The 26,132-nt window shown below is 64.8% G+C and carries 25 protein-coding genes, 3 tRNA genes and 1 pseudogene; 14 read left to right on the top strand and 15 right to left on the bottom strand.

What is annotated here, in order from left to right:
- Positions 1 to 85: 85 nt before the first annotated feature.
- Positions 86 to 448 (bottom strand): type II toxin-antitoxin system PemK/MazF family toxin, encoded by a 363-nt coding sequence (locus tag DQW50_RS05795; protein WP_112078347.1) that lies wholly within the window; start codon positions 446 to 448, stop codon positions 86 to 88.
- Entirely contained in the window at positions 445 to 816 is a 372-nt protein-coding gene (locus tag DQW50_RS05790; RefSeq protein ID WP_112078346.1) for a helix-turn-helix domain-containing protein, read from the bottom strand. Before DQW50_RS05790 ends, DQW50_RS05795 begins: the two co-directional genes overlap by 4 nt.
- Positions 817 to 1,001: 185 nt before the next feature.
- Here DQW50_RS05790 and DQW50_RS05785 point away from each other — a divergent pair, with 185 nt between their 5' ends.
- Both DQW50_RS05785 and thsA read left to right on the top strand, forming a co-directional pair.
- Positions 1,002 to 1,544 carry a KH domain-containing protein gene (locus tag DQW50_RS05785; RefSeq protein ID WP_112078345.1) on the top strand — a complete coding sequence of 181 codons (543 nt, stop codon included), beginning with the start codon at positions 1,002 to 1,004 and terminating at the stop codon, positions 1,542 to 1,544.
- 298 nt (positions 1,545 to 1,842) lie between these two features.
- Positions 1,843 to 3,495, top strand: a complete 1,653-nt coding sequence (gene thsA, locus DQW50_RS05780; RefSeq protein ID WP_112078446.1) for a thermosome subunit alpha — start codon at positions 1,843 to 1,845, stop codon at positions 3,493 to 3,495.
- Positions 3,496 to 3,760: 265 nt separating this feature from the next.
- On the opposite strand, the gene DQW50_RS05775 is transcribed toward thsA, so the two are convergent.
- Genes DQW50_RS05775 through DQW50_RS05765 form a run of 3 tightly spaced genes read right to left on the bottom strand, consistent with a single transcriptional unit; the run spans position 3,761 to position 7,380 of the window.
- Positions 3,761 to 4,546, bottom strand: a complete 786-nt coding sequence (locus DQW50_RS05775; RefSeq protein WP_112078445.1) for an ABC transporter permease subunit — start codon at positions 4,544 to 4,546, stop codon at positions 3,761 to 3,763.
- A complete protein-coding gene (locus DQW50_RS05770; protein WP_241964359.1) occupies positions 4,539 to 5,477 on the bottom strand; it encodes an ABC transporter ATP-binding protein in 939 nt (312 codons plus the stop codon). Before DQW50_RS05770 ends, DQW50_RS05775 begins: the two co-directional genes overlap by 8 nt.
- Entirely contained in the window at positions 5,467 to 7,380 is a 1,914-nt protein-coding gene (locus DQW50_RS05765; RefSeq protein WP_112078343.1) for an NEW3 domain-containing protein, read from the bottom strand. Before DQW50_RS05765 ends, DQW50_RS05770 begins: the two co-directional genes overlap by 11 nt.
- A gap of 303 nt (positions 7,381 to 7,683) precedes the next feature.
- Here DQW50_RS05765 and DQW50_RS05760 point away from each other — a divergent pair, with 303 nt between their 5' ends.
- Complete coding sequence (locus DQW50_RS05760; RefSeq protein WP_112078342.1) at positions 7,684 to 9,633, top strand: FAD-dependent oxidoreductase; 1,950 nt, start codon at positions 7,684 to 7,686, stop codon at positions 9,631 to 9,633.
- Between the two features lie 329 nt (positions 9,634 to 9,962).
- Here DQW50_RS05760 and DQW50_RS05755 read toward each other — a convergent pair.
- The 6 genes from DQW50_RS05755 to DQW50_RS05730 form a co-directional block, all read right to left on the bottom strand.
- Positions 9,963 to 10,036, bottom strand: a tRNA-Lys gene (locus tag DQW50_RS05755).
- A 58-nt stretch (positions 10,037 to 10,094) separates the two neighbouring features.
- Entirely contained in the window at positions 10,095 to 10,766 is a 672-nt protein-coding gene (locus tag DQW50_RS05750; protein ID WP_112078341.1) for a hypothetical protein, read from the bottom strand.
- An 84-nt stretch (positions 10,767 to 10,850) separates the two neighbouring features.
- Positions 10,851 to 11,246 carry a CTP synthetase gene (locus DQW50_RS05745; protein WP_241964354.1) on the bottom strand — a complete coding sequence of 132 codons (396 nt, stop codon included), beginning with the start codon at positions 11,244 to 11,246 and terminating at the stop codon, positions 10,851 to 10,853.
- A complete protein-coding gene (gene guaA / locus DQW50_RS05740) occupies positions 11,246 to 12,163 on the bottom strand; it encodes a glutamine-hydrolyzing GMP synthase (RefSeq protein WP_112078340.1) in 918 nt (305 codons plus the stop codon). Before guaA ends, DQW50_RS05745 begins: the two co-directional genes overlap by 1 nt.
- Positions 12,164 to 13,819, bottom strand: a complete 1,656-nt coding sequence (locus DQW50_RS05735) for a CTP synthase (RefSeq protein ID WP_112078339.1) — start codon at positions 13,817 to 13,819, stop codon at positions 12,164 to 12,166.
- Positions 13,820 to 14,073: 254 nt separating this feature from the next.
- Positions 14,074 to 14,274 carry a hypothetical protein gene (locus DQW50_RS05730; protein ID WP_112078338.1) on the bottom strand — a complete coding sequence of 67 codons (201 nt, stop codon included), beginning with the start codon at positions 14,272 to 14,274 and terminating at the stop codon, positions 14,074 to 14,076.
- Between the two features lie 152 nt (positions 14,275 to 14,426).
- On the opposite strand from DQW50_RS05730, the gene DQW50_RS05725 reads away from it, so the two are divergent.
- The 10 genes from DQW50_RS05725 to DQW50_RS05680 all read left to right on the top strand — a co-directional run bounded on the left by DQW50_RS05725 (position 14,427) and on the right by DQW50_RS05680 (position 23,150).
- Positions 14,427 to 15,545 carry a C-terminal binding protein gene (locus DQW50_RS05725; RefSeq protein WP_112078337.1) on the top strand — a complete coding sequence of 373 codons (1,119 nt, stop codon included), beginning with the start codon at positions 14,427 to 14,429 and terminating at the stop codon, positions 15,543 to 15,545.
- Positions 15,546 to 15,614: 69 nt separating this feature from the next.
- Positions 15,615 to 16,061: a hypothetical protein gene (locus tag DQW50_RS05720; protein ID WP_112078336.1), complete on the top strand. Its 447-nt coding sequence runs from the start codon at positions 15,615 to 15,617 to the stop codon at positions 16,059 to 16,061.
- A 251-nt stretch (positions 16,062 to 16,312) separates the two neighbouring features.
- The gene (locus tag DQW50_RS05715; protein ID WP_112078444.1) at positions 16,313 to 17,182 is read left to right on the top strand and encodes a hypothetical protein; all 870 of its coding nucleotides are present in this window, start codon (positions 16,313 to 16,315) and stop codon (positions 17,180 to 17,182) included.
- A gap of 76 nt (positions 17,183 to 17,258) precedes the next feature.
- Positions 17,259 to 18,548: an adenosylhomocysteinase gene (locus DQW50_RS05710; RefSeq protein WP_112078335.1), complete on the top strand. Its 1,290-nt coding sequence runs from the start codon at positions 17,259 to 17,261 to the stop codon at positions 18,546 to 18,548.
- A 57-nt stretch (positions 18,549 to 18,605) separates the two neighbouring features.
- Positions 18,606 to 18,842 carry an antitoxin VapB family protein gene (locus DQW50_RS05705; RefSeq protein WP_112078334.1) on the top strand — a complete coding sequence of 79 codons (237 nt, stop codon included), beginning with the start codon at positions 18,606 to 18,608 and terminating at the stop codon, positions 18,840 to 18,842.
- 1 nt (position 18,843) lies between these two features.
- Positions 18,844 to 19,233 (top strand): type II toxin-antitoxin system VapC family toxin, encoded by a 390-nt coding sequence (locus DQW50_RS05700; RefSeq protein ID WP_112078333.1) that lies wholly within the window; start codon positions 18,844 to 18,846, stop codon positions 19,231 to 19,233.
- 167 nt (positions 19,234 to 19,400) lie between these two features.
- Positions 19,401 to 20,168 (top strand): endonuclease NucS, encoded by a 768-nt coding sequence (gene nucS, locus DQW50_RS05695; protein ID WP_112078332.1) that lies wholly within the window; start codon positions 19,401 to 19,403, stop codon positions 20,166 to 20,168.
- A 101-nt stretch (positions 20,169 to 20,269) separates the two neighbouring features.
- Positions 20,270 to 20,800: a 50S ribosomal protein L16 gene (locus DQW50_RS05690; protein WP_112078331.1), complete on the top strand. Its 531-nt coding sequence runs from the start codon at positions 20,270 to 20,272 to the stop codon at positions 20,798 to 20,800.
- Positions 20,801 to 20,963: 163 nt separating this feature from the next.
- Positions 20,964 to 23,018, top strand: coding sequence for a DEAD/DEAH box helicase (locus DQW50_RS05685; protein ID WP_112078330.1), 2,055 nt, complete (start codon positions 20,964 to 20,966; stop codon positions 23,016 to 23,018).
- 59 nt (positions 23,019 to 23,077) lie between these two features.
- Positions 23,078 to 23,150, top strand: a tRNA-Pro gene (locus DQW50_RS05680).
- 283 nt (positions 23,151 to 23,433) lie between these two features.
- Here the strand turns inward: DQW50_RS05680 and DQW50_RS17815 are convergent.
- The gene (locus DQW50_RS17815) at positions 23,434 to 23,586 is read right to left on the bottom strand and encodes a hypothetical protein (protein ID WP_157964847.1); all 153 of its coding nucleotides are present in this window, start codon (positions 23,584 to 23,586) and stop codon (positions 23,434 to 23,436) included.
- 186 nt (positions 23,587 to 23,772) lie between these two features.
- On the opposite strand from DQW50_RS17815, the gene DQW50_RS05675 reads away from it, so the two are divergent.
- Positions 23,773 to 23,846, top strand: a tRNA-Phe gene (locus DQW50_RS05675).
- Between the two features lie 202 nt (positions 23,847 to 24,048).
- Here the strand turns inward: DQW50_RS05675 and DQW50_RS05670 are convergent.
- From DQW50_RS05670 to DQW50_RS05660, 3 genes and pseudogenes are all read right to left on the bottom strand, one after another.
- A pseudogene (locus DQW50_RS05670) lies at positions 24,049 to 24,405 on the bottom strand (zinc ribbon domain-containing protein); the annotation flags it as partial.
- Positions 24,406 to 24,485: 80 nt separating this feature from the next.
- Entirely contained in the window at positions 24,486 to 24,995 is a 510-nt protein-coding gene (locus tag DQW50_RS05665) for a hypothetical protein (RefSeq protein WP_112078329.1), read from the bottom strand.
- On the bottom strand, positions 24,995 to 25,498 hold the full coding sequence (locus DQW50_RS05660; protein ID WP_112078328.1) for a winged helix-turn-helix domain-containing protein: 504 nt from the start codon (positions 25,496 to 25,498) through the stop codon (positions 24,995 to 24,997). Before DQW50_RS05660 ends, DQW50_RS05665 begins: the two co-directional genes overlap by 1 nt.
- Positions 25,499 to 26,132: the final 634 nt, after the last annotated feature.

The following is a 26,132-nucleotide window of genomic DNA, read 5'->3' as shown; positions in this document are numbered from 1 at the left end:
CGAATACGTTTTGCCGGCGACCTCGCGTTCGATCCGGTCCCCCCGATCGAATCCTCGTGCCTTAAAAAAGCCTGCCGCTGTGTCGCTAGGTATCGCTTCGACGGATCTCGTCGACGAGTGCGTCGACCGCCCCGTCGACGACGCCGTCGCGGAGTCGTCCTTGCCACCGATCGATGTCGCTTCGTGCGAGCGACTGAACGCCCCACGGAACGATTCGGCTCGTCGCCGGCGTTCCACCGCGGATCCACGCTCCTTCGGGGATCTCGACGAGCCCGTCCATCCACGATCGAGTCGTCAGCGTGAGCGCGAGGTACTGCTCGCCGTGAAACGAACGGCCCTCGTGGTTCGACACGATTAGCCACGGGCGCGCCGCTTCGCCCCCGTTGAACGGATCGTCACCGTACACGACGTCGCCGCGTTCGAATATCGGTTGCTCGGCGTCAATCACGCTTCGTCACCGAGACTCGGGTGCGGCTCGTCGGGGCTGCGGTCGCGCCACGCCGCTTCGTCTTCGCTGCCGAGTCGATCGTTGAACAGGGCCGTCGCGCGCTCGTATCCGTCGTACTCCGTCAGTCGATCCGAGTCGTTCGTAATCGCCCAGTAGGTCGCCTTGTGTTCGACGAGGCCGCGCCGTTTCAACCGCGAGAGGGCCGTGCTGACGCTGCCGGTGTCCAGATCGATCCGCGAGGCGATTTCGCGTGCCTCGAAGGCGCGGTCGTCGTGTGCGGCGAGGAATCCAAGCACCTGATCGGGTGCTGAGAGCCCCGCGAGCTCGTCCTCGCTCGCGTCCTCGAAGGTGTCTCTGTCGATGGACATGGACGGCTGACGCTTCGGTGTGACGTGATAAAAGCGTTCGTAACGAAAGCATTGTAAGCGGTGTAAACAGCGGGTCGGAGTGTCTGCTCGAAACCTCCCGAAAAACGCCGAATCGCCCCGTCACGCGCCAACATACCCGGTGCCAGCGGAACATATTTAAAAGGCTTCGCCGGGTATCAACCCGTATGCAACACGTGACGGTTCCGCAGGACCGTATCGGCGTCGTCATCGGGGCCGGCGGCGAGACGATGCGGGAGATCGAAGACCGGGCGGGCGTCAGACTCGACATCGACTCGGAGTCCGGCAGCGTCGCCATCGAGGAGACCGGCGACCCCGTCGCCGCGCTGGTCGCGCCGGACGTGATCAAGGCGATCGGCCGGGGGTTCACACCGGAGACCGCGCTGTCGATCCTCGACCACGACCTCCGGACCCTGGAGCTGATCGACCTCACCGAACACACCCGCAACGACAACGACCTCCAGCGCAAGAAGGGTCGGATCATCGGCGAGAACGGCCGGACCCGCGAGCTGATGGAGGAGCTGACGGGCGCGAACGTCGTCGTCTACGGCACCACGGTCGGGGCCGTGGGCGATCCGGAGGAGCTCCAGGCCGTCCGTCGGGCGGTCGGGATGTTGCTCGACGGCGCCCCCCACGGCGCGGTCTACTCTTTCCTCGAGCGCAAGTCCAACGAGCTGAACGACGACGTGAGCTTCAACGCGCCGCGGTGACGCGATTCGCGGCCGTGGGTCCCGTTTCCGCGCGATCGATCCCCCTTCGGAACCTCGTTTTCGCTCCTTTGGAACCTCGTTTTCGCTCCCCGGCCGTTCGGCTCCGCCGACGAGGACCAGCTCTCGGACAACGCTCGATCCGTCGTTCTATATAAAGGACCATGATAACGAGCCACACACGACGCTGTTAACCCCCCACGTGTTGCGGTTTCGCACGAAGCGAACAAAAGGTTTATATAGAATCACAAACAATCAGAGGTTGATTATGTCTCAGCGACAGCGGATGGGTAACCAGCCGATGATCGTACTTTCCGAGGAGTCGCAGCGCACCTCCGGAAAGGACGCCCAGAACATGAACATCACGGCCGGGAAGGCGGTCGCGGAGTCCGTCCGCACCACCCTCGGCCCGAAAGGGATGGACAAGATGCTCGTCGACTCCGGCGGGTCCGTCGTCGTCACGAACGACGGCGTCACCATCCTCAAAGAGATGGACATCGACCACCCGGCAGCGAACATGATCGTCGAGGTGTCCGAGACTCAGGAGGACGAGGTCGGTGACGGAACCACGTCCGCCGTCGTCGTCGCCGGGGAACTCCTCGACCAGGCCGAGGAGCTCCTCGACCAGGACATCCACGCGACCACCCTCGCACAGGGGTACCGCCAGGCTGCCGAGAAGGCCAAGGAGATCCTCGAGGAGGACGCCATCGAGGTCACCGAGGACGACCGCGAGACCCTCGTCGAGATCGCCCAGACGGCGATGACCGGCAAGGGCGCGGAGAACTCCAAGGACCTGCTCGCCGACCTCGTCGTCGACGCCGTGCTCGCGGTCAAAGACGAGGACGGCATCGACACGGAGAACGTCTCCGTCGAGAAGGTCGTCGGGAGCTCCATCGACCAGTCCGAGCTCGTCGAGGGCGTCATCGTCGACAAAGAGCGCGTCGACGAGAACATGCCCTACGCGGTCGAGGACGCGGACGTCGCGCTGTTCGACGGCGCCATCGAAGTGAAGGAGACCGAGATCGACGCCGAGGTCAACGTCACCGACCCCGACCAGCTCCAGCAGTTCCTCGACCAGGAGGAAGCACAGCTACGTGAGATGGTCGACCACCTCGTCGACATCGGCGCCGACGTCGTCTTCGTCGGCGACGGCATCGACGACATGGCCCAGCACTACCTCGCCCAGGAGGGCATCCTGGCGGTCCGCCGCGCCAAGTCCGACGACCTCAAACGCCTCGCCCGCGCGACGGGCGGTCGCGTCGTCTCCAACCTCGACGACATCGAGAGCGACGACCTCGGCTTCGCCGGCTCCGTCGCCCAGAAGGACGTCGGCGGCGACGAGCGCATCTTCGTCGAGGACGTCGAGGAGGCCAAGTCCGTCACGCTCATCCTGCGCGGCGGCACCGAGCACGTCGTCGACGAGATCGAGCGCGCCATCGAGGACTCGCTCGGCGTCGTCCGGACGACACTGCTCGACGGGCAGGTTCTGCCCGGCGGCGGCGCGCCCGAGGCCGAGCTCGCCCTCCAGCTCCGTGACTTCGCCGACTCCGTCGGCGGGCGCGAGCAGCTCGCCGTCGAGGCGTTCGCCGACGCGCTGGAGGTCATCCCGCGCACGCTCGCCGAGAACGCGGGTCTCGACCCCATCGACTCGCTCGTCGACCTGCGCTCTCGCCACGACGGCGGCGAGTTCGGCGCCGGTCTCGACGCCTACACGGGCGACGTGATCGACATGGAGGCCGAGGGCGTCGTGGAGCCGCTCCGCGTCAAGACCCAGGCCATCGAGTCCGCCACCGAGGCGGCCGTCATGATCCTCCGCATCGACGACGTCATCGCGGCCGGCGACCTCAAGGGCGGCGGCTCCGACGACGGCGGCGACGACGACATGCCCGCCGGCGGCCCCGGCGGTATGGGCGGCGGCATGGGCGGCATGGGCGGCATGGGCGGCGCGATGTAAGCGAGGTTCTGAAAGAACCTCGTTACTGAGCGGGTCGCATCCGCGACCCGCGAGAGGGCTGAAGTTCGGGAACGACCCGCGCACCCGGCTCCCCCGACCGTCGCGCCGACTCCTAACCGTCTGACCTAACCACCCACGGCCGGCCCGACCGGGCCGGTCGCGAACGCGTTTTTATCACGGAGATCAAAGGGAAATCCTCGGCGTTCACGGGATCTGCTATCGCCGGAGAACACGGATCTGACTCTCGACAGGACTGTCCTCCTCGTTATATATCTCGCTGATAAAAGAGGATCTGACTGAGAAGTACCAACCCCACGAAGGCCACGAGGAGTATTCCGGTATCGATCAACTCGTACGACCCATCGATCAACAGCGGCGTCGGTTCATAATAGTGTGTTGGGCTGATGTATCGGATCCATTCGTATTCGCTGGCACCACTGACGGCGGATTCGATGAGAAAGAGAGCGAATACCACCCCGATAGCCCCTCGCTCAGCGATCGCTGCTCGGTCGACAGCGACGGAGAACACCAGCCCGATCGCCGTACAAACGAGGAGGTACGGGACCGAGAGTACGTGGGTTAACGCGAGGTGTGTTACGTCTATTCGTTCACCGATCGACGCCGCCAAGAGATAGATCACACACCCAACAACGACGTTAACGACGACGATGGGTAGTAGTAACGAGGCTGCTTTCTCAACGAGGAGTTGTGACCGAGAGATCGGAAACGACAACAGTAGATCCATCCGATCGTTCTCGATGTCGGCGGCGACGATCCCTCCTGCGACATACGCAAAGTACAGTCCTAATCCAAGCAGCCACACGAAATTATAGATCTGCGCCCCGAGAAAGCCTTCGATCGTTGAGAGCGTCTCGATTCCAAACGCTTCCATCATCGCCGGTGGAAGCTCTTCGAACACGTCTTCGATCGAAACTCCCTCTAAGACCGTGAAATACCAGACAATAAACCCAGCATAGAGACTGATAGCGACGGAGAGCACCATCGTTCCTCGAACGCGTCGACTGATCTCGTACCGGGCCGTTTCAAACATCCGCATCGCCCGTTCCATCGGCGTACTCTGACTCACGCTCACCGTAATAGTGGATGAAAACGTCCTCGAGCGGAGGTTCAGCGATATCTATCTCTTGCACGTCGTGTTCGACGAGTGCTTGGAGGAGCGTGTTGTACTCGCCCGTGTATATAAACTGAATACCGTCAGGGAAGCGTTGTACGTCGACGACGTCATCGAGCGACATCAGACCGGAATAGGACTCGTCGCTCGTACTGACTCTGATCCGTTTCCCACCCTGACTCAACAGCGTCTCGACGTTTTCGAGCTCCACGAGCGCTCCCTCCCGAATAATACCGACCCGGTCACAGACACGTCGGACCTCACTGAGTACGTGCGAGGAGAAGAACACGGTCATACCCTGCTCTCGTTCGGCTCTGATGAACTCGTTGAACTCCTCCTGCTTGAGAGGATCCAGTCCGGATGTGGGTTCGTCCATAATCACGAGATCGGGGTCATGCATAAACGCCTGGATCAACCCGAGCATTCGTTTGTTTCCAGTCGAGTATTCTCGGATCGGGCGTTCGATAGGGGGTGTGAACATATCCAGGAGTTCTGTTAGTCGGCTATCTCCTTTGATCGAGGCGTGGTACTCGAGAACGTCCTCGCCAGTCACTTCCTCGTTAAATCCGAGATGGGCCGGCAAATACCCGATACGTTGTTTTACGTCGATCAGTGCGGATTCGTCGTGGATGTCTGCCCCGAGAACGGTCGCTGTCCCTGCGGTCGGCCGGATCAACCCCAGAAGCATCCGGATCGTCGTCGATTTACCGGCTCCGTTCGGGCCGAGAAAGCCGAACACTTCCCCTTTCTTTACAGTGAACGACACCGAGTCGTTCGCAACCACACTGCCGTAGTCTTTGGTGAGATCACGTGTTTCGATCGGCGGGACAGTCATCGCATCATCTCGCATAGAACCACCACCCACCACCAGCAACGAGCAGCAACAGAATCGCGAATATGAAGATTTCACCGGGGATATCGCCTCCGTCCGTCTCCGTCACCGTGATCGCAACGGTCGCTGGCCGAGTCGTGTTCTGGGTCCCGTCTTCACCAGTGTACTCGACGGCGACTGTCGCCGGAAACTGACTTGTCGGTGCGCCGTTCTCGATCTCGAGGTCGAACGCGACACGAGTCGTCTCTCCCGGCTGTAACGATGGTATCACCGCCGTCCGGAATTCGCTCTCTAGCGGTTCGTTGACTTCCAACCTGAGATACACGTCACGGATCTCGACGTCTCTCCGGTTCGTGACGTCCAATTCGAGAACGCCATCCTCGCCGGCGGAGAATTGCGGGTCGATCGCCGTCACTGCGACCGCGTCTCGACGGTCAGCGATCGGAACGACCAGCGAATCTTCGGACACCTGATCAGTATCAACGGAGTCGCGATAGCGAGTTGCGACTTCGATCTGTTGTGGCACCGCGTCGGCTCCCGACGGTACTGTGCCCCGGAATCGGAAGGTCGCGGATTCACCGACAGCGAGGTCACCGATCGCGTAGGCTGGATTTCGCGGGGTGAACGGTGCGTCTCCGAGGGACAGTACGACGTCGCGTACGTTGATCGGGCCGGTGTTCTCAACCGTTCCCTGGACAGTACCGGTCTCTCCAACCCGAAGCGATGAGTTCGTCACAGTTAGTTCGAAGTCCTGTTCAGTCCCGACAGGGACGTATATGGCACTCTCGCTCGTACGTTCACTATCAGCTTGTGTCCGATAGCGAGTCGTTACGCCGAACTGTTGTGGCACCGCGTCGGCCTCGTCGGGAAGCGTTCCGCGGAATCGGAAGGTCGCTGCTTCGCCGACCGCGAGGTCTCCGATAGCATAGGTGGGACTCCCTGATTCGAGTTGTGCTCCGTCAAGGGCGAGGACGACATCGCTCACGTTGACTGGACCATCGTTTCGTATCTCACCCCGGACGGTCCCAGTGCCGCCAACTCGAAAGGTCGTGTTGGTCATCGACAGCGAAAACGCCTGTTCCGGTTTCGGTCGTAAGCCGACGATCGATCCGGTGCGGCTATCTCGTATTCCATCCGGGTCGGTAAACTGGACCGTCCCCCTAACGGCGAGATCGCGGAGGGCTGAACCGGATCGAACGTCCACCTCGTATCTGAGCGTCGCGTTCTCTCCGGGCTCGAGCCGATCGACGTGAGCCGTGTTTCGAGCGGTGTCACCCAGCCTGAGATCGTCGCTGGTGGTTTCGAGCTCGAGGGTGACGTTGCGGGCTGTTTCGCCCCCTCGATTCGTGATCTCCGTAGTGAACGTCCCGGATTCGCCGACTTGAACGTCGCTATCGACGGTTCGAAGATCGAACGCGGGGCCGTCGTCGACGACCACGTCTATCGATCTGCTCACCGTTCGTGACCGTTCCTGAACGACGTTACTCCGGGGAGCATACTGTGACGTGTACGAATACCTGAACTTCACATCGAGCGTGTATTCGTCCCGCTCGATGTCTTCGGGAGTGGTGACGGTGATCGGGACGTTCTGAACGTCTCCATCAGCGATCGTGCCGATCGACTTCCGTCGTGTCTCAACGGTAAACGGAACGTCGTCGTCTTCGATTTCGATGGTGACGCTTCGAGCCGTTGTAACTACTCCTCTCTGTGTTACGGCCCCCGAGTGAACTTCACCGTCGTTGGCGACTTGTACAGTCAGTTCCGTCGTGCTTCCCGGTGTAAGCGTTGGTTCCGGAGTATACACACTGAGATCGGGCTCGCCACGAACGTATTGGCCTTCGTCTTGTGCAGCTCCGATTCCAGCAGTTACCGCTATTAATATCAGTAATACGAGGGCGATCCCACAGATACGTCGACTCATTCGTATCCCTCACTCCGACTTGTCGTCCTCCCTCGAACAGCATCCTCCAAAATCTTGTCACAGAGGGTGAACGTTCTCATGCGTGCGTTTTAGTTTGTGGCTCGATAGGTGTTTTGGCGGATCTGTGGCCGTGGACAGCGGTGATCCTCACCCGAACACTGCGTCAGCAGTCAACTGCGACGGGTGGGGTGGCTCGAGGCTTGCCCGTTCACCTCGAAACGGTTGCTCGAGTGTATGGCGTGGACGTCATCACGAGCAAATATCTATCAGAAATTTAAAATCCATAACGGATTTTGAAGACATATGGAGTATGCGCCACTCTTTGACCCAACACAGGTAGGACCGATCCAATTACCTAATCGAATCATGAGCTCGGGCCACCAGACGACGCTCGTCCATGACTATCACCCAACCGATGATTTCTTCGAATACCACCTTGAGCGAGCACGCGGCGGGGCGGGCCTCGTGGTTCTCGAAGCCCACGCCGTTCACGAAAGTGGGCTACTGACCGACCACACGATCGACGCCAGCACTGACGACATCGTTGAGACGTACGCACCGTTTGCCGAGGCGATGCACGAGGCCGATACTCGTCTTCTGGCGCAACTCTTTCACGGCGGACGCGAGCGCTACGCCGGCGAGTACGCGCCGCCCGCGCTTTCGGCCTCCGATGAACCCACCGACCGCTTGAACGTCATTCCGCGGCCGATGGAGACGGCAGAAGTGTACGAGATGATCGACGCCTTCGTCGACGCAGCGGTACGGATGGAGCGAGCTGGCCTCGACGGTGTCGAGATCGTCGGCTCACACAGCTATCTGCCGGCGCAATTCTGGAGCCCAAACGTCAATAACCGGGACGACGAGTTCGGCGGCACGCTGGAGAACCGATGTCGGTTTACCGTCGCGATCGCCGATCGTATTCGCCGACACACGGGCGATGACTTCGTGGTCGGGATCCGGATAAGTGCTGAGGAACGCTCCGAACAGGGCCTCTCGTTCGAGGAGACGCTCCCGATCATCGAACACGTCGACGATGCGGCAACGCTCGATTATTGGAGTGTCGTGGTCGGCAGCTCCAGTACGCAGGAAGGCTGTAGTTACATCGTCCCACCGGCCACCGAATCGGAAACGGTCACGCAGTCACCCACCGCGGTCATCGATCGGACTGTCGACGGTGAGACGATCGTCACTTCACGTATCAACACGCCCGAGAAGGCGATACGCATGCTTAACGAGACGGGTGCCGGCGTGGTCGGGATGACTCGGGCGCTCATCGCCGATCCTGAACTTCCGGCGAAGACGAAAGCCGGGGAGTGGGACGACGTGATTCCATGCGTCGCCTGTAATCAAGGCTGTATTGGTCGGTACCAAGAGGGCTTGCCGATCCGCTGTACTATCAATCCGGTCACCGGTCGCGAAGTAGGATACAGTGACCTCGATCCGGTGACGACACCGAAGTCGATCCTCGTCGTCGGTGGCGGTCCAGCTGGACTCGTCGCAGCAACGACGGCGGCCGAACGGGGTCACGACGTTACTCTTCTCGAAGCCACCGGCGACCTCGGCGGACAGGTGACTGCCTACGCCGACCTCGACCACCGCGGACGCTACCGAGACTGGCTGGCCACCCTCACATCTCGTCTCGACGAGCACGACGTGACTGTCGAACTCGATACGCGATTCGATCCGGACGACGTCGCTGCCTACGACCCCGACGAACTCGTCCTCGCGACGGGTGCAACCGGGCGCAGACCAGACGTTCCTGTCGCTGGGTCGGTGTCGTCGTACACCGCGGTTGACGCACTCCGTGCCGACGATCCGTTCGGAGACGAGGTTCTCGTCGCTGACTGGGATGGGAACGAGGCTGCCCTTGACGTCGCCTCCGAAGCTATCAACGCCGGCGCCGATGTCGAGATCGTCACGGCGGCGTACACGCCGGGTGAGTCGGTCCAGCAGTACATCCAAAACACACTCCTCGGTGATCTCTACGCCGAGGACGTCACACTGACACCGCACCATCGAGTCGACGCTGTCGGGGCTGACGAAATCGTTCTCCAGAACGTCTTCAACGACGAGCGTACACGTCGCGACAGCGTCGACACCGTCGTCTTCGCCCACGGTGGCGATGCCGGCTACGACCAGTACCGCGCCCTCTCGGATGCTGACGTGCCGATCCACCGAGTCGGCGATTGCTGGGCACCCCGTTCGCTCGACGAAGCCGTCTGGGAGGCCTTCGAGACGGCGACGGAACTCTGAGCATCGAGTAGACTGTACACCTCGAGACTGTCAGTTTCCGGATCGTGACCTACGCATCCTCTACGTCGTCACTCCCCTGGTTTTGTCCCAGTCCGCAGACCCCCCCGGTACTCGCTCCACGCTTGGTACATCTCTGTTCGTTCCGCTTCCGTCATCGTCTCGTGTTTGGTTGCGTCATAGAACGGGAGTCACTCCTTTTCAGGTACCGCCTTCCCGTTCGCGCGCTGTGGTTCGTGCTCGGTCGCTTCGCTCGGCGCTACGTGTTCCCTGGTTCGAATCCCTCCTGCCGGTTCCCTCACCGCCTCGCTGTCGCTCGGCGGTTCAGTGAACGGGCCGGGAGGGATTCGAACCCCCGACCGTCCGGTTAAAAGCCGGACGCTCTCCCTAACTGAGCTACCGGCCCGCGTCACCGGGTACGACCAGACCACGGATAAACGTTTAGAAACGGCAGGACTCGGCGGCTACTCCTCCGCCGGCGACGACGCGAAGTGTTCCTCGAGCGCGGTCGCGACGATCGCGTCCGGCTCGACGTTCCGCATCGCGGCCCGTCGTCGGAGTTCGACGTACGTCTCGAGCGGGAGGCCGAGGGCCATCCGCCCCAGATCGACGCCGATCTCCCGGGTCGCGTCCGCCATGTCCTCGCCGTCGTTGACCGCCGAGGCGACGGAGCGGACCTCCCGGACGGTCATGTCGCCGTCGATGGCGGCCCACGCCAGGAGGTACCGGTCGGTCCCGCCCAACCGGGCGACGTGTTTGGCCGCGCTCGGCGTGATGTACCCGCGGGCGACCTGCCGCCGGATCGCCTGCGGAAGGTCGTGAACCCGGGCCCACTTCCGGATGAACGCCACGGTGACCCCGTCGCCGGCGCGGGCAGTGGCCTCCTTGTACGAGCCGACGCCGCGAACCAGCGCCGCGCAGGCGGCGGCCCCGCGGAGCATCAACACGTGGTCGTCGTCGCCGACCTCGCCGGACGCGAAGCGCCGGACCGTCTCCGCGGCCTCGGCGACGCTCTCGGGGTCGTCGGGGTCGAAGCCCACCGCCTCGGCCGCGCGCTCGCCGGTGACCGCCGGATCCGAGCGAACGACCGGTTCGCCGACCGGGGACCGCCGGTCGACGGGTGACTGCTCGTCCATACCCCTACTTCGGGTCCGGCTACATAAGCGGCGGGCACCGTGGCAGGTATCGCAGCCGACGCGGCGAAACGGGCTCGGCGGTTCCTACTCGTCGGCCCTGCCGTCGGTCAGATCGTCGCTCCCGGGCGCGGCGGCGGTCGGCCCGCCGGCCGCCAGCTCCTCGGCGAGCAGGGCGGGACCCACGAGCGCCGGGTCGACCGCGAGGTCGGCGACGCCCGCGACGAACTCCGGCAGCGACCGGTCCGCGTACGTCACGACCGTCACCGACGGGTTCAGCTCCTTCGCGACCGGGATCCCCGTCGCCTCGTCGGCGTCGGTCAACACGAAGTAGTCGGCGTCGGCGATCCCCGCGTCCGTCAGGGCGTCCGCCGAGACGATCCCCGCGATCCGCGACACCGTCGCGTCGAGGGCTTCCAGCTCCTCGCCGACGCCGTGTTCGTCGGGCCCCGCGACGACCGCGGTCCGTGTGTTCCCCGCCATCACTCGTACTCGATGGTCGCGGGCGGTTTGTGGGTCACGTCGTAGACGACGCGGGCGACGTTCTCGTTTTCACCCGTTATCCGGCTCTGGATCCGCTGGAGCGTGCTCCAGTCGATCTCCTGGGCGCGCGCGGTCATCCCGTCGCGGCTCTCGACCGAGCGCACGGCGACGACCCAGCCGTGGACCCGGTTGTCGCCTTTCACGCCGGTCGCCTTCCCGATCACGGCCCCGAACGCCTGCCAGGGGTCGTACTCCGCGAGCTCCTCCTCGACGACGTGACACGCCTCGCGGGCGACCGCCGCCTTCTCCGGGGTGACCTCGCCGACGACCCGGACGGCGAGTCCGGGACCGGGAAACGGCATCCGCTCGGAGATGACTTCCTCGAGGCCGAGCGCGCGGGCAACCTCGCGGACCTCGTCCTTGTAGAGGTCACGCACCGGCTCGACGATCCCCTCGAAGTCGACGACGTCGGGGAGCCCGCCCACGTTGTGGTGCGACTTGATGTTGCCCTCCGACTCGATGCGGTCGGGGTAGATCGTCCCCTGGACGAGGTAGTCGGCGTCGACCTCGCGGGCGACCGTCTCGAACTCGTCGATGAACCCCTCGCCGATGACGTGGCGTTTCTCCTCGGGGTCGACCACGCCCTCGAGCCGGTCGAAGAAGCGCTCCTCCGCCTCGACGACCCGCAGCGACTCCATGAACGAGAAGGTCTCTTCGACCCCCTCGGTCTCGCCCTTCCGCATCAGTCCCGTGTCGACGTACACCGGCGTGAGCCGGTCGCCGATCGCCTCGTACGCCAGCGTCGCCGCGACCGAGGAGTCGACGCCGCCCGATAAGGCGATCACGGCGTTCGCGTCGCCGACCGCCTCGCGGATCTCCGCCACCGCCTCGTCGATGAACGCGTCCGTCTCGACCATCTATAGCCTCACGTCCGCGTTCCGCTCGGTTGTGTCCGTCGATCCGAGCGCCGCCTTCACCAGGGCGACGAACGGCGGGCTCGCCCGGTCGGGCCGCGAGCGGAACTCGGGGTGTGCCTGCGTCCCGAAGAAGAACGGGTGGTCGCCGCGTTCGACGATCTCCATCCGGTTGTCGGCCCGCCCGGAGAACGTCAATCCGTCGGCCTCCAGCTCGTCGATGTACTCGGGGTTCACCTCGTAGCGGTGGCGGTGTCGCTCCGTACAGGAGTCGGCGCCGTACACCTCGGCCGCGAGCGTGCCGGGCTCGATGTCCGTCTCGTGGGCGCCGAGCCGCATCGTCCCGCCCATGTCCTCGGTCTCGTACTGCTCGGGGAGGAGGTCGATGACCGGGTGAGGGGTGTCGGGGTCGATCTCCGCGGAGTGGGCGCCCGCCAGCCCGAGGACGTTGCGCGCGTGCTCGACGACCGCCATCTGGAAGCCGAGACAGAGCCCGAGGAAGGGCACGTCGTTCTCGCGGGCGTACCGGACCGCCTCGATCTTCCCGTCGGTTCCGCGGGAGCCGAACCCGCCGGGGACGACGACCGCGTCCGCGGACGCCAGCCGCTTTTCGTGCTCCTCGCGGGTCTCGTCGGCGTCGACCCACAACACGTTGACCTCCGTCCCCGTCTGGATGCCGGCGTGTTTCAGCGCCTCGTGGATCGACATGTACGCGTCCTCCAACGCGTACTTGCCGACGAGCGCCACGTCGATCTCCTCGTCGCGGTCGCGGGTGACGAGTTCGCGCCACTCCGTCGATCGCTCCGCCTTCGGGAGCGCCTCGTCGGCGAGCCCGAGCCGCTCCATCACGTACTCGTCTAACCCCTCGTCTTCGACCATCAGCGGAACGTGGTAGATGTCCTCGACGTCGGGGTTCGAGAAGACGGCGTCGGTGGGAACGTCACAGAACAGCGCGATCTTCTCTTTGGTCTCCGGCTCCAGCCGGTCCGTACAGCGCCCGACGAGCACGTCGGGCTGGAGGCCGATGGAGCGCAGCTCCTTCACCGAGTGTTGGGTCGGCTTCGTCTTCTGTTCGCCGTTCTTCGAGTAGGGGACGAGCGTGACGTGGGTAAAGAGGATGTCCTCGTCGTCCTCCTCGTGGGCGAACTGCCGGAGCGCCTCGAGGAACGGCATCGATTCGATGTCGCCGACGGTGCCGCCGATCTCGATCAGACAGACGTCGCTCCCCTCGGCGGCCTCGCGGATGCGCCGTTTGATGTCGTCCGTGACGTGCGGGATGATCTGGACGGTCTTGCCGAGGTAGTCGCCGGCGCGCTCGCGTTCGATGACGTGCTGGTAGGTCTTCCCCGTGGTGACGTTGTGGTCGAACGTCATGTCCGTCCCGAGGAAGCGTTCGTAGTTCCCCAGATCGAGGTCGACTTCGCCGCCGTCCTTCAAGACGTACACCTCGCCGTGTTCGTACGGGTTCATCGTCCCGGCGTCGACGTTGAGATAGGGGTCCACCTTGACCGCGGTCACGTCGAAGCCCGCGTTCGAGAGGAGCCGGCCGGTGCTGGCGGCGGTGATTCCCTTGCCCAGCCCGGACATGACGCCCCCCGTGACGAACACGAACTTCCGACCCAACGAGGGATCGTACCCCGTATCGGGATCCGTTGGCATATCGACCGTCCGTCAGGGGTCGGCAAAACCGTTTCGGAGGGGTTCCGAACCGGGAAAAACGAACACGATCGTCCGTGTGGGTGGAGACGAACCGATCGTTCGTCGAACGGGAACGACCCGCACGCCGGACCGCGGCGGGAGAGGAGATGATACCGCCGGAAGCCGGCGGTCCGGGCGGGCATCGGCGGTCCGAGCGGGCGTCGGCGGTTCGAGCGGGTGTCGGCGTGGCCGCTGGCCGGATCGGTAGCTCGTGGTCAGTAGGCGAGCGCCGGCTCCGGGCGGCGACGGTCCCCGACGGTCGCGTCACAGGCCGGACACGTGTGGGTGGTCCGCCCCGCGTTCTCCCGGACGATCCAGTCGCCGGTGAGGGGGCTCTCGTGGCCGCACTCGGGGCAGAACAACACCGCCTTCGGGCGTGAGTTCGTGTCGTCGGTGGAGGGGTGATGGGTGGACACTGTCTGTGGGTTCGGTAGGCGTTCGCCGGGAATAACGCTGTTGGCGGGGATCGATCGGGAAGGACCCGCCCGCGGCGATCCTTCGCGAGGCCACGATCCCGCGTTACCGCCGAGTCGGGGTATTATGCTTCCGTCGCCGGTACCCGGGATCGATGACCGGATCCAGCGTCCCCGACGAGGGTAGCGGCGATCGGATCGCAGGCGACGATGAGACCGCGGACGACACGACCGCAAACGACGAGATCACGGACGACGAACTCGCCGGAGACGGGAACGACGACCGCCCCCGAGTCGTGATCAGCGACACCAAACTCACGAGCCTCGCGACCGAACGCGAGGTCTTCGGCGAGGAAGTGACGCTGATACAGCGTCCGCTCCGCTCGGCCGAGGCGGTGATCGAGTCGGACCCGGACGCGATCGTCGTCGACGCGTCGACGCCGATGACCGCCGAGGTCATCGAGGGCTGTCCGAGCCTCCGGGCGGTCGTCCGTGCCGGCGTCGGCGTCGACAACATCGACCTCACAGCGGCGGAGGCCCACGGCGTGGCCGTCTCGAACGTCCCGGACTACGGCATGGACGAGGTCTCCGCGCACGCGATCGGGATGTGCGCCTCCCTCGTCCGCGGGATCCCGACCGCCGCCGCAGACACGGCGGCCGGCGGCTGGGACTGGCAGGTCAGCGCCCCGCTTCACCGCCCCGCGGAGCTGACGTTCGGCGTCGTCGGCTGTGGCCGCATCGGCCGGGAAACCGTCCGAAAGGCGACCCCGCAGTTCGGCCGCGTCGTCGTTCACGACCCGTACGTCCCCGAGGCGGAGATCCGCGCGCTCGACGCGGAGCCGGTCGACTTCGATCACCTCCTCCGCGAGAGCGGCGTGATCTCCGTTCACACGCCGTTGACGCCCGAGACGCGGGGGATGTTCGACGGGGATACCTTCGACGTCATGCGCGAGCGGGACGGCGCGGGGACGGTCCTCGTGAACACCGCACGTGGAGAGGTGGTCGACGCCGACGCGCTGATCGCGGCACTGGACGACGGGACGGTCCGGAGCGCCGGGCTCGACGTCCTCCCGGCCGAGCCGCCGGCGGACGACAGACTGGTCGGCCGCGACGACGTCGTCGTCACTCCACACATCGCGTGGTACTCCGAGGAGTCGAAACGCGAGGTGCGGCGCAAAGCGGCCGAGGAAGCCCGGCGGTACCTCCGCGGCGACGACGGGACGTACCGGGTCGACCCCCAGACGTACGGGACGGTGCCCGGTTCGGCTGAGTGACGGAGAGGAACGGCGACGCGACTACGTCCGACCGGAACGTTCAACACCGTCTCGGATCGGGATCGGAGCGTGACCCGAGCCCTCCTCCCCGCGATCGTCACAGCCTTCGCCGCGGGAACGACCGCCCTGACGCGTCGACTCGCCCCGATCCTCCTCGAATCGTCCGTCGACATCCCGCCCACGAACCTCCTCTCGTTGTACATCGCCGGCGGCCGGTTCGTCTCCTTCGCGCTCGTCTACGGTTTGCTCCTCGGCGTCGCCTACCGGATCGGCCGAACGCGGGACGACCCTCGTGGCGACGGGACGGTCGTGCTCGCCACCGGCGTCGTCGCGACGGTCGCGTACCTCGTCGTGACCGCCGGGACGCTCCTCTGGCTCGACCCCCAGCAGGGCGCGATCACGGCCGTCAGGATGGTCGGATCGAGCGTCGGCGTCGGCGTCCAGTTGGCGGTCGTCGCCTTCGCGGGGCTGGCGTTGGGGCGGCGCCGAGGGTCGAGCGCCCCCGCGAGCGCGTGATCGCTGGCGGGCGGACCGGGACGCCGCCTTCGCCCCGTGCGGATCGGACCGACCGGACTGAACGGGTCAGTCGACCCGCGGGCGAGACGCGAGCGGGTCCGGACGAGCCCGACGGGCAGGTCGGATCGTCGGCGACCCCCTCGATCCCACGAACGTCCCACAAACCCGGGTGAAGCCGGGTACAATCCGAATTAATCGGGCTTAACCGAGTTCCCGACTTATACGGGACCGGCCGTACGACCCGAGTGGACATGAGCGAACGCACGATACGTCTGCTGGTGATCGCGGTCGTCACGATCGGCGCGGTGACCGGCGTCGTGGCCGCCGAGGGAACGCTCGGCGTGACGGTCGAGGACGCCGACGGCGAACCGACGGTCGCGGTGACCGAGAACGACACCGCAGTGGAGAACGCCTCGGTGAACGTCACGACCGTGACGGCGGAGAACGCCAGTGACGACACGAACGCCAGTGACGACACGAACGTGAGCGACGACACGAACGTGAGCGACGACACGAACGTGACCTACGTCGGTGAGGGGAACTACACGACCGACGAGAACGGCACGGTCGAGCTCCCCGCTGTCGAGGAGAACGTCACCGTCGAGGTGACCGCGACGGCCGGAAACGAGACCGACTCGACGGTCGTCGACCTGACTGCCGCTGACGGGGCAGACGAGGACCGACCGTTCGGCCAACTGGTCCGTGAGTTCATCGGGAACCTCGGGGACCGTGACGACGGCATCGGCGGCTCAGTCTCCGACTTCGTGACCGAGAACAACCCCGGGAACGCCCCCGACCACGCGGGGAGCCCGGGCGGCCCGAACGACGACGCCGGTAACGCTAGCGACGCGAACGGTGACGACGGCGCCAACGAGACTGACGCGCCCGGGAACGCTCCCGACCACGCCGGCAACGGTGACGACGAGGACGCCGACGGTGACGACGAGGCGGACGACGAGACTGACGACGGCGACGACGCGGACGAGGACGACGGCGACGACGCGGACGAGAGTGATGAGGACGACGCTGACGAGACTGACGACGCCGAAACCGACGAGGACGGCCCCGGGAACGCTCCCGGCAACGGAGGCGGCTCCGGAAACGCGCCCGGGCAGTCGTAGCTGACGACGGACGATTCCTTTTCGATCGCGACCCCGTGTCGGCATCGTTTAGTGTGCGGTGAGCGAACCCGGTGACATGAGCGAGAGCACGTATCCGCCGGTCACGGAGCACCTGTCGGACCCCGAGACGGCCCGCGAGGAGGGACGCCGGAAGATGGACTGGGCGCTCCAGCACATGCCGATCCTGAACGCGCTCCGCGGGGAGTTCGAGACGGAGCGACCCCTCGAGGGCGAGACGATCGCGATGGCGATGCACGTCGAGGCGAAGACGGCGAACCTCGTCGAGCTGCTCGCCGACGGCGGCGCGGAGGTCGCGATCACCGGGTGTAACCCGCTGTCGACGCACGACGACGTCTCCGCGGCGCTGAACGACCACGAGTCGATCACCTCCTACGCGGTCCGCGGCGTCGACGACGAGGGGTACTACGACGCGATGCACGCGGTCGTCTCCCACGGGCCGACGATCACCGTCGACGACGGGATGGACATGGTGAAACTCGTCCACGAGGAGTACCCCGAGCTGATCGACTCGATCCTCGGCGGGGCCGAGGAGACCACGACCGGGGTCCACCGCCTCCGCGCGATGGACGCCGACGGCGAGCTACACTACCCGGTCTTCGCCGTGAACGACACGCCGATGAAGCGGCTGTTCGACAACGTCCACGGCACCGGCGAGTCCTCGCTCGCGACCATCGCGATGACGACGAACCTCTCCTTTGCGGGCAAGAACGTCGTCGTCGGCGGCTTCGGCTACTGCGGCAAGGGCGTCGCGAAGAAGGCCGCCGGCCAGAACGCCAACGTGATCGTCTGCGAGGTCGACCCGCGAAAGGCGCTCGAGGCCCACATGGAGGGCTACGAGGTGCTCCCGATGAAGGAGGCCGCGAGGAAGGGCGACGTGTTCGTCACGACCACCGGCAACCGCGACGTGATCACCCGCGAGCACTTCGAGGTCATGAACGACGGCGTCCTCCTCGCGAACGCCGGCCACTTCGACGTGGAGATCAACCTCGAGGAGCTCGACGACCTCGCGGTCGACCGGTTCGAGGCCCGCGAGGGGGTCGAGGGATACGAGATGCCCGACGGCCGCGTGCTCAACGTGCTCGCGGAGGGTCGGCTCGTCAACCTCGCCGCGCCCATCGCCTTAGGCCACCCGGTCGAGGTGATGGACCAGAGCTTCGGCGTCCAGGCGGTGGCCGTCCGCGAGCTCGCCGAGAACGCCGAGACCTACGAGGCCGGCGTCCACGACGTCCCCGACGACCTCGACCGCGAGGTCGCCGAGATCAAACTCACAGCCGAGGGCGTCGACCACGACTCGCTCTCCGCGGAGCAGCGCGAGTACATGGGTAGCTGGGAGCACGGGACGTAAGCGTCAGCGACGATCCCTGAGAAAAGCCTTTGTGAGTCTGCATACAACCGTATACACATGTCGAAGAGCATCCGCCTCTCCGAGGAGGCCTACGAGCGGCTCGCCGCTCACAAGCGAGACGATGAGACGTTCTCCGACGTCGTTCTCCGACTCGCCGGCGAGCGATCGCTGCTGGAACTTGCGGGAATTCTGAGCGACGACGAAGCCGACGCGCTCCGTGAAGCCGTCGAGGAGCGGCGCGATCGACGCGCCGCCGAGCTAGAGGACACCGCAAACCGGCTTCGAGAGGCGTAGCGTGCTGCTCGACACCTCGTTTCTCATCGATCTGCTGAACGGAGACGAGGACGCCGTCGAGATGGCTCGAGAGTTGGAGACGGAGCTCGTCCAGCAGCGCATCTCCTCGATGACGCTGTTCGAACTGTACTACGGTATCGCCCGCGCGACCGAGTCGGAGAGCGAGCGTCAAAAGGTCGAAGAGGTCCTCGCCTCGAAGCCGATCCATCCGGCAGACACCGCTGTCATGCGGAAGGCCGGCCGACTCGCGGGTGAACTACAGAACGAAGGGACTCCGGTGGGCGACGGCGACGTGATCATCGCCGCCACGGCCGAAGTCGTTGACGAGGCGGTTCTCACCCGAAACATCGAGGACTTCGAACGACTGGACGTCGAAATCGAGAGCTACTGAGGCCTGATTTTCTTCACCAAGTCGACGGTAGCAACGATATATCTATGATCGACAGAGACGGCGATTTCGTACAGTCCACCACCGCCAACAGCGACGACGTATGACTGGTTGCCGTCACCGACCTCGCCCTCGCGCCCTTTTTGAGCCGCACCCCCCTACACGGAGCAGTGACAGTCACGAGCCTCCACGACCCGAGCCACCGCGAGGCCCTCTGGGAGCTGGAGGCGGCGTTCGACCGCGGGGACCTGATCAGCGTCTTCGGCCGCTGTACGGTCTCCTACGAGGGGCGGGCCGCCTCCGACCTCGGCGCCGGCGACCGCCTCCTGCTTTTGAAACCCGACGGGGCCGCCCTGGTCCACACGGACGAGGGCCGCCAGCCCGTCAACTGGCAGCCGCCGGGGTCGGAACACCGCGCCGCGGTCCGCGAGGGGCGGCTCCGCGTGGTCTCGACCCGAACGACGCCCGACGAAACCCTCTCGGTCCGTTTCTCCGACGTCCACCAGCTCTCCACGATGCCGGTCACCGGCGGCCGCGACCTCGAACTCCACGGCAGCGAGGAGGACCTCCGGACCCGGATCCTCGAACGGCCCGAGCTGATCGAGCCGGGCTTCGAACCGAGGGAGACCGAACGCCCCTCCAGCGCCGGCCCGATGGACGTGTTCGGTGTCGACGCCGACGGCAACCCGGTCGTCGTGGAGCTGAAACGGCGGCGGGTCGGCCCCGACGCGGTCGGCCAGCTCGCCCGATACGTGCGGGCGCTCCGCGAGGAGATGGGCGTCGACGGGATGTACGACGCCGGCACCACCGAATCCGACGCCGGTGGGATCGAGGTCCGCGGCGTGCTCGTCGCCCCCTCGATCACCGACCGCGCCGCGGAGCGGCTCGCGGACCGCGGGTTCGACCACGTCGAGCTCGAGCCGACCGCGGAGGAGTGAGAGCGAAACCGCTTCCGCTCGCAGGCCCGACCGTCCCGCCGGCTCCGTCGCGGTATCGAAGGCTTTATCGCCGCAGCACGGGCTACATCGGACAAGTAACCATGTCCGACAAACCCGCCTCTATGTACCGGGCGATCGACAAACCGTCCTACACCCGACGCGAGTACATCACGGGCATCCCCGGCTCGAAGATCGCCCAGCACAACATGGGCGACCTCTCCACGGAGCCCGAGGACTACCCCGTCCAGATCAGCCTCCGCGTCGAGGAGGAGCTCCAGATCCGCCACGGATCGCTCGAGAGCGCACGCCTGTCGGCGAACCGCCACCTGATCAAGGAGCTCGGCGAGGGGACCTACAAGATGGTCCTCCGCAAGTTCCCCCACCAGGTCATCCGCGAGAACAAACAGGCGACGGGCGCGGGCGCGGACCGTGTCTCCGACGGGATGCGCCAGGCGTTCGGCAAGCCCGTCGGGACGGCCGCCCGGCTCGACAAGGGCGACGTGGTCTTCACCGCGTACTGCGACGTCGACCAGGCCCCCGTCGTGAAGGAGGCGTTCCGCCGCGCGTACAACAAGCTCTCGCCGCCGTGCCGGATCTCGGTCGAGCGCGGTGAGGAGCTACTCGTCGCCTAGACGAGTCTCCGACGGTCCCCACGCCAGGTTTCCGGTCGTTCCTTCCCCTTCCTCATCACCGTCGATCGACCGCCGGTCACCGTCTCTTCGGCCTACTTATCGACCCGGAGCGACGGCTCCCGAGACGAACCGCTGAAATACCCGCCGCGCGTACCCTCGGGCAGTGTCAACGCAGTTGGCGGAGGTCGAGACGCTGTTCCTCCACGAGGCTCGGGGCGACTACACCGTGGTCGCGAACCGGGACGGGAGCCGGGTGCTTCGCGGTCGTTTGGAGCTCAAGGAGACGTCGGCGGGGCCTCGCCCCGGGAAGTTCCGGGTCATCAGGGACAGCGAGGACCACCCCCGATCGCCGGACGAGTTCGTCGACCTCGCCCGCGCGGCCTCCCGGATCCGGATCTCCGAGCAGACGTCGCCGACGAGCCGCGAGCGTCTCCGGGAGATGCTCGACGGCTACCAGCTGGAGGCGATGGCGGTCCGGACCTGTCGACGCTGTGCGAACGACGGCCGGTACGGACCGATCACGGCCGAGACCGCGATCGAACACAACGGCGAGCACGTCTGCCGGGACTGTGCCCGACGCGAGCTCGAACGCGAGCTGTCGTACAAAGGCGAGTTCACGGGCGCGGCCGAGGAGCGGCTCGAGGAGCTCCTCTACGACTCGAAGGACCTCGACCGGATCATCAACCTGCTCTCGGGCGGCCTCGACCCCGACCTCACCAAGTACGACGAGGTGTCCGCCACCGTCGACGACGTCTCGCCGGTGCGCACCGACGAACTCGACCTCCACCCGGACCTGGCCGACCACGTCCGGGGCCGCTTCGAGGAGCTGTTACCCGTCCAGAGCCTCTCGGTGCGGAACGGACTGTTGGAAGGCGACGACCAGCTCGTCGTGAGCGCGACCGCGACGGGGAAGACCCTCGTCGGCGAACTCGCGGGCATCGACCGGGCGCTCAAGCGTGACGGGAAGCTACTGTTTCTGGTCCCGCTCGTCGCGCTCGCCAACCAGAAACACGAGGACTTCGAGGACCGCTACGGCGACCTCCTCGACGTCTCGATCCGCGTGGGCTCCTCGCGGATCGCCGACGACGGCAACCGATTCGACCCGAACGCGGACGTGATCGTCGGCACCTACGAGGGGATCGACCACGCGCTCCGGACCGGCAAGGACCTCGGCGACGTGGGAACCGTCGTCATCGACGAGGTCCACACGCTGAAGGAGGGCGAGCGCGGCCACCGGCTCGATGGCCTGATCTCGCGGCTGAAGTACTACAGCGAGGAGCGGATGACGACCCACGACGGCTACGGCGGCACCCAGTTCGTCTACCTCTCCGCGACGGTCGGCAACCCGGAGTGGCTCGCGGGGAAGTTGCGCGCCACCCTCATCGAGTTCGAGGAACGGCCCGTCCCCATCGAGCGCCACGTCACCTTCGCGGACGGCCGCGAGAAGGCCGACATCGCCGACAAGCTCGTCAAACGCGAGTTCGACACGAAGTCGTCGAAGGGGTACCGCGGCCAGACGATCATCTTCACCAACTCGCGACGGCGGTGTCACGAGATCAGCCGGAAGCTACGGTACGACTCCGCGCCGTATCACGCCGGGCTCGACTACGGCCGGCGAAAGAAGGTCGAGCGCATGTTTGGCGACCAGGAGCTGTCGGCGGTCGTGACCACCGCGGCGCTGGCCGCGGGCGTCGACTTCCCCGCCTCGCAGGTGATCTTCGACACGCTGGCGATGGGGATCGAGTGGCTCTCCGTCCAGGAGTTCTCCCAGATGCTCGGGCGGGCGGGCCGGCCGGACTACCACGACCGCGGGCGGGTGTACCTCCTCGTCGAACCCGACGCCGTCTACCACAACTCGATGGACCGGACCGAAGACGAGGTGGCGTTCACGTTGCTCAAAGGCGAGATGGAGGACGTGGCGACCCACTACGACGAGACGGCCGCCGTCGAGGAGACGCTGGCGAACGTCGTCGTCGCGGGCAAGAAGGCCAAACGGCTCAACGACCGGATGATCGGCGACGTGCCGACGAAACACGCGGTCGGGAAACTGCTCGAGTGGAAGTTCATCGACGGCTTCTCTCCGACGCCGCTCGGACGGGCGATCTGTCGGCACTTCCTCGCGCCCGACGAGGCGTTCCGGATCCTCGACGCGGTCCGGAAGGGTACCGACCCCTACGACCTCGTCGCGGACCTCGAACTGTACGACGACGAGCAGTGAGCCACCGTCGGGACGACGAACGAAACGCTTTAGCGGCTCATCCGGGTAGTGAGAGGCGAGGGACCGTGGGTTAGCCTGGTATACTTCGGGCCTTGGGTGCCCGTGACCCCGGTTCGAATCCGGGCGGTCCCATTTCTGCTGCGAGCGATACCGCGAGCAGCAGGAATGGCAGCGGATTCGAAGCAGGGAGTGGAGCGAGCAACGCGAGCGGAACGAGTGAGGTTCGAATCCGGGCGGTCCCACTTTCTCGGGACGAGCAACTCCGCGAGCGCCGCGGCGGTGGACGGATTCGAGCCCTACCGGCCGCGCGCAACGACCGTCGAGAGCGAGCACGTACGGTTCCGATTCGAATCCGGGCGATCCCATCCTACTGAGTGCGGCCCCGTGACGTCTACCTTCTCGATCGAGGTCCCTTCTACCGCCGGTGTCGCTTCAGATCACGGACTCCCGCGTATCCTCGAAAGGTGTCGGCGACCCACCGCCCCGCGGCGACGACCGCCGCGATCGGCCGTCGCCACCACGGACCGGACTCTTCCTCTGAGTCGTCGTCGGTCTCGTTCGGTCCCATCGGCCCGAGTGATTCGGTACCGAGACACATAACCTTTCGCTCGATCGAAGCGGATCGTCGATCGACGCGACTTCTATCTCGTTCTCGCCGACCGGACCTTCGTGGCCGGCGTCTCTCCATGTCCTACTGGACAGCCGCCGTCTTTCGAAATCCTTTTGTCTCGATTCGGCCTTGGTCGAAACGCGAGCCGCCTTAGCTCAGACTGGGAGAGCACTCGACTGAAGATCGAGCTGTCCCCCGTTCAAATCGGGGAGGCGGCATATTCTGACCCCGCGAGCGACAGCGAGCGGATGAAGAAACGACGCCGAGTCGATTTGAGCACGGAAGTCGCGCACAGCGAAGTGAGCACGTCTTCCGGAGTTCAAATCGGGGAGGCGGCATTATACTCACAGTTCAAATACCTGCGGTGCTTCGCGGGGGATTTTCTAGCGTTCCTTGGAATCGATTCACGACTGTGGTGAACTACCCCACCCTACCGCTCGGGCTGACGCCCTCGCGCTTGAGGGTGTCGTCAGAACTCTTTGAGTTCTGACTGCTAACCAGAAGTCTTTGACTTCTGGTGATGGGGCTTCCTGTTTCCACGACGCGCTTTGCATCCACAACCGAGGACACAGGGAGCGCAGTCTCCACAGGCGTTGATTCGGAGCGTCCCGCTCCTAACCGCTTCTTCACACCGCGAGAAAGAATATTCCACGCCGCGTTCGCGTCTCTGTCCGCCTCGAACCCACACGCCGGGCAGGAGTGTTCGCGCACCCACAACGGTTTCTCGGTCGAAACGCCACAGGACGCACACTCTTTCGTCGTTCCGCGCGGATTCACGCACGCACCTGTGTACATGCCCAGGTATACGAGTGACCACCCGGTTTCTGATGTCGCTCAGAACTCACCAAAGTACGGACCTACTCATTCACCGCGGCAGTGGAATCAGTTCCGACGGGCCGTCCCTCCTCCCACTCGACAGCGAGGACCGCGTCTCGAAGCGAGTCGAGTCTGCGCTCGACGACATCCAGCGGATGTGAGTCGATGAACTCCGCTAGTTCGTGAGCGACGGGCGTTGCGCCGTCGTTGACCTGCAGATGGACTGGCCCGAGGTCGTCGTGCGTGTCGTCCTGATGCCAGCCGACCAGCAGACTTCGCTCCGGCTCGATCCAGTTGAACCAGTAGTACTCGTAGGACTCTCCAGTCTGTAGTTGAAAGCCGATCTCGATCCGCGCGGTCGTCACTGGGTACTCGTCGGTATCAAGGAACTGGCGTGGGTCTCCCGCAGCGACGACACGGTATGGGCCAGCTTCACGCGGCTCAGCGCGTCGCTGTCGAACGCTCTCGAACTCACTGCTGAGCCGGTTCTGGATGCGGTCGTGGAGCCGCTTGCTCTGTAGGTTCGCCCGGTTAGCGAGGAAAACGACCATCAGGCGAGTGTCGAGGGAGAGTCAGTCCACGGTGACGAGAGTTCTACAACGTCATCGTACAGTTGGAGGGCGTGCTTCACGAGTCCGAGTTCCGTGTTAATCGCCTCCCACGTGGCGATTATGTTTCGACGCTCACGAAGCTCCTCAGCCGAGAAGTCCTCGTCCGCGATTTGTTCCCGGAACTCATCGAGCGAACTCACGTCGTACTCGGCGGCTAGTTCTTCCTGTTCCTGCTTCAGCTCCGTGAGTTGGCTCTCCAGTTCGTCACGCGAGTGGGCCTCGATCAGGTTCGTCACTTCGTCGAAGAGCATCCGCACTGGATTCAGATCGTACGCCTTCGTCCCGTCGACGGTCGTCTCGGTGACCCAATCGTCGCTCTGCAGTCGCTGGAGTTCGTCGTCAGCTGTCGCGCGCGAGACGTCTGCTCGGTCCGCGATCTCCTGTACCGGCGTTGGTTCTTCCAGCAACTCCACGACGTGCCGGACGCGTTCGCGCCCGCTCATGCTATTTTTCCACGACCCCGAGTTCGGCTCAACCATCTGTACTGGTTCTTGCGTCCGCCAGGTCAAATAATTTGGTACAGCTCAAATATTCAAATGTGTGTGTGTGTGTCCTCCGGTGGATGGAAGTTCACGTGCTAGAAGGCGGCATTAGACTCACAGTTCAAATGCCTGCGAGCGTGCTGTTCGTTCCTGATCGGCTGTGAACTGTCTCTCGCACATCGAGAACGCTACGCCGAAGCTGTCGTCGGGGAAAGGCAGTTCTCGGTAGCACCAACTTGGAAGTCGATTTCTCGCCCGTCAGCCATTCATGACGCTATCGTGGTCAACTGACTGGTGTTCTCGTTCATCACGAGCGCCTTCGTACGAGTTGTCTCGCCAGTTCTCACCGTCCGCAAACCGAAACCGGATGCCTCCGAACTCACATTGATTTCGAGGGCCGAAGCCCACGACTTTACTCGTGGGTAACTGAGTAAACTACCCTACCCTACTCCCTCGGCGCTACGCGCCTCGGTCCTTGAGGGGAGGGCTTTGATGTGGACTCCCGGCAATCAGTCGCCAGCAATAGGCTGGTGACTCTCACCGTTCAACGTCCCACCATTCACACGCACGTCTACTGGTGCGTCTCCGCTCCCCG

The organism is Halorubrum sp. 48-1-W, from assembly GCF_003287355.1.
Lineage (GTDB): Archaea > Halobacteriota > Halobacteria > Halobacteriales > Haloferacaceae > Halorubrum.
Note: the sequence above shows the minus strand (reverse complement) of the source record. Positions and strands in the feature narration are given on the sequence as shown.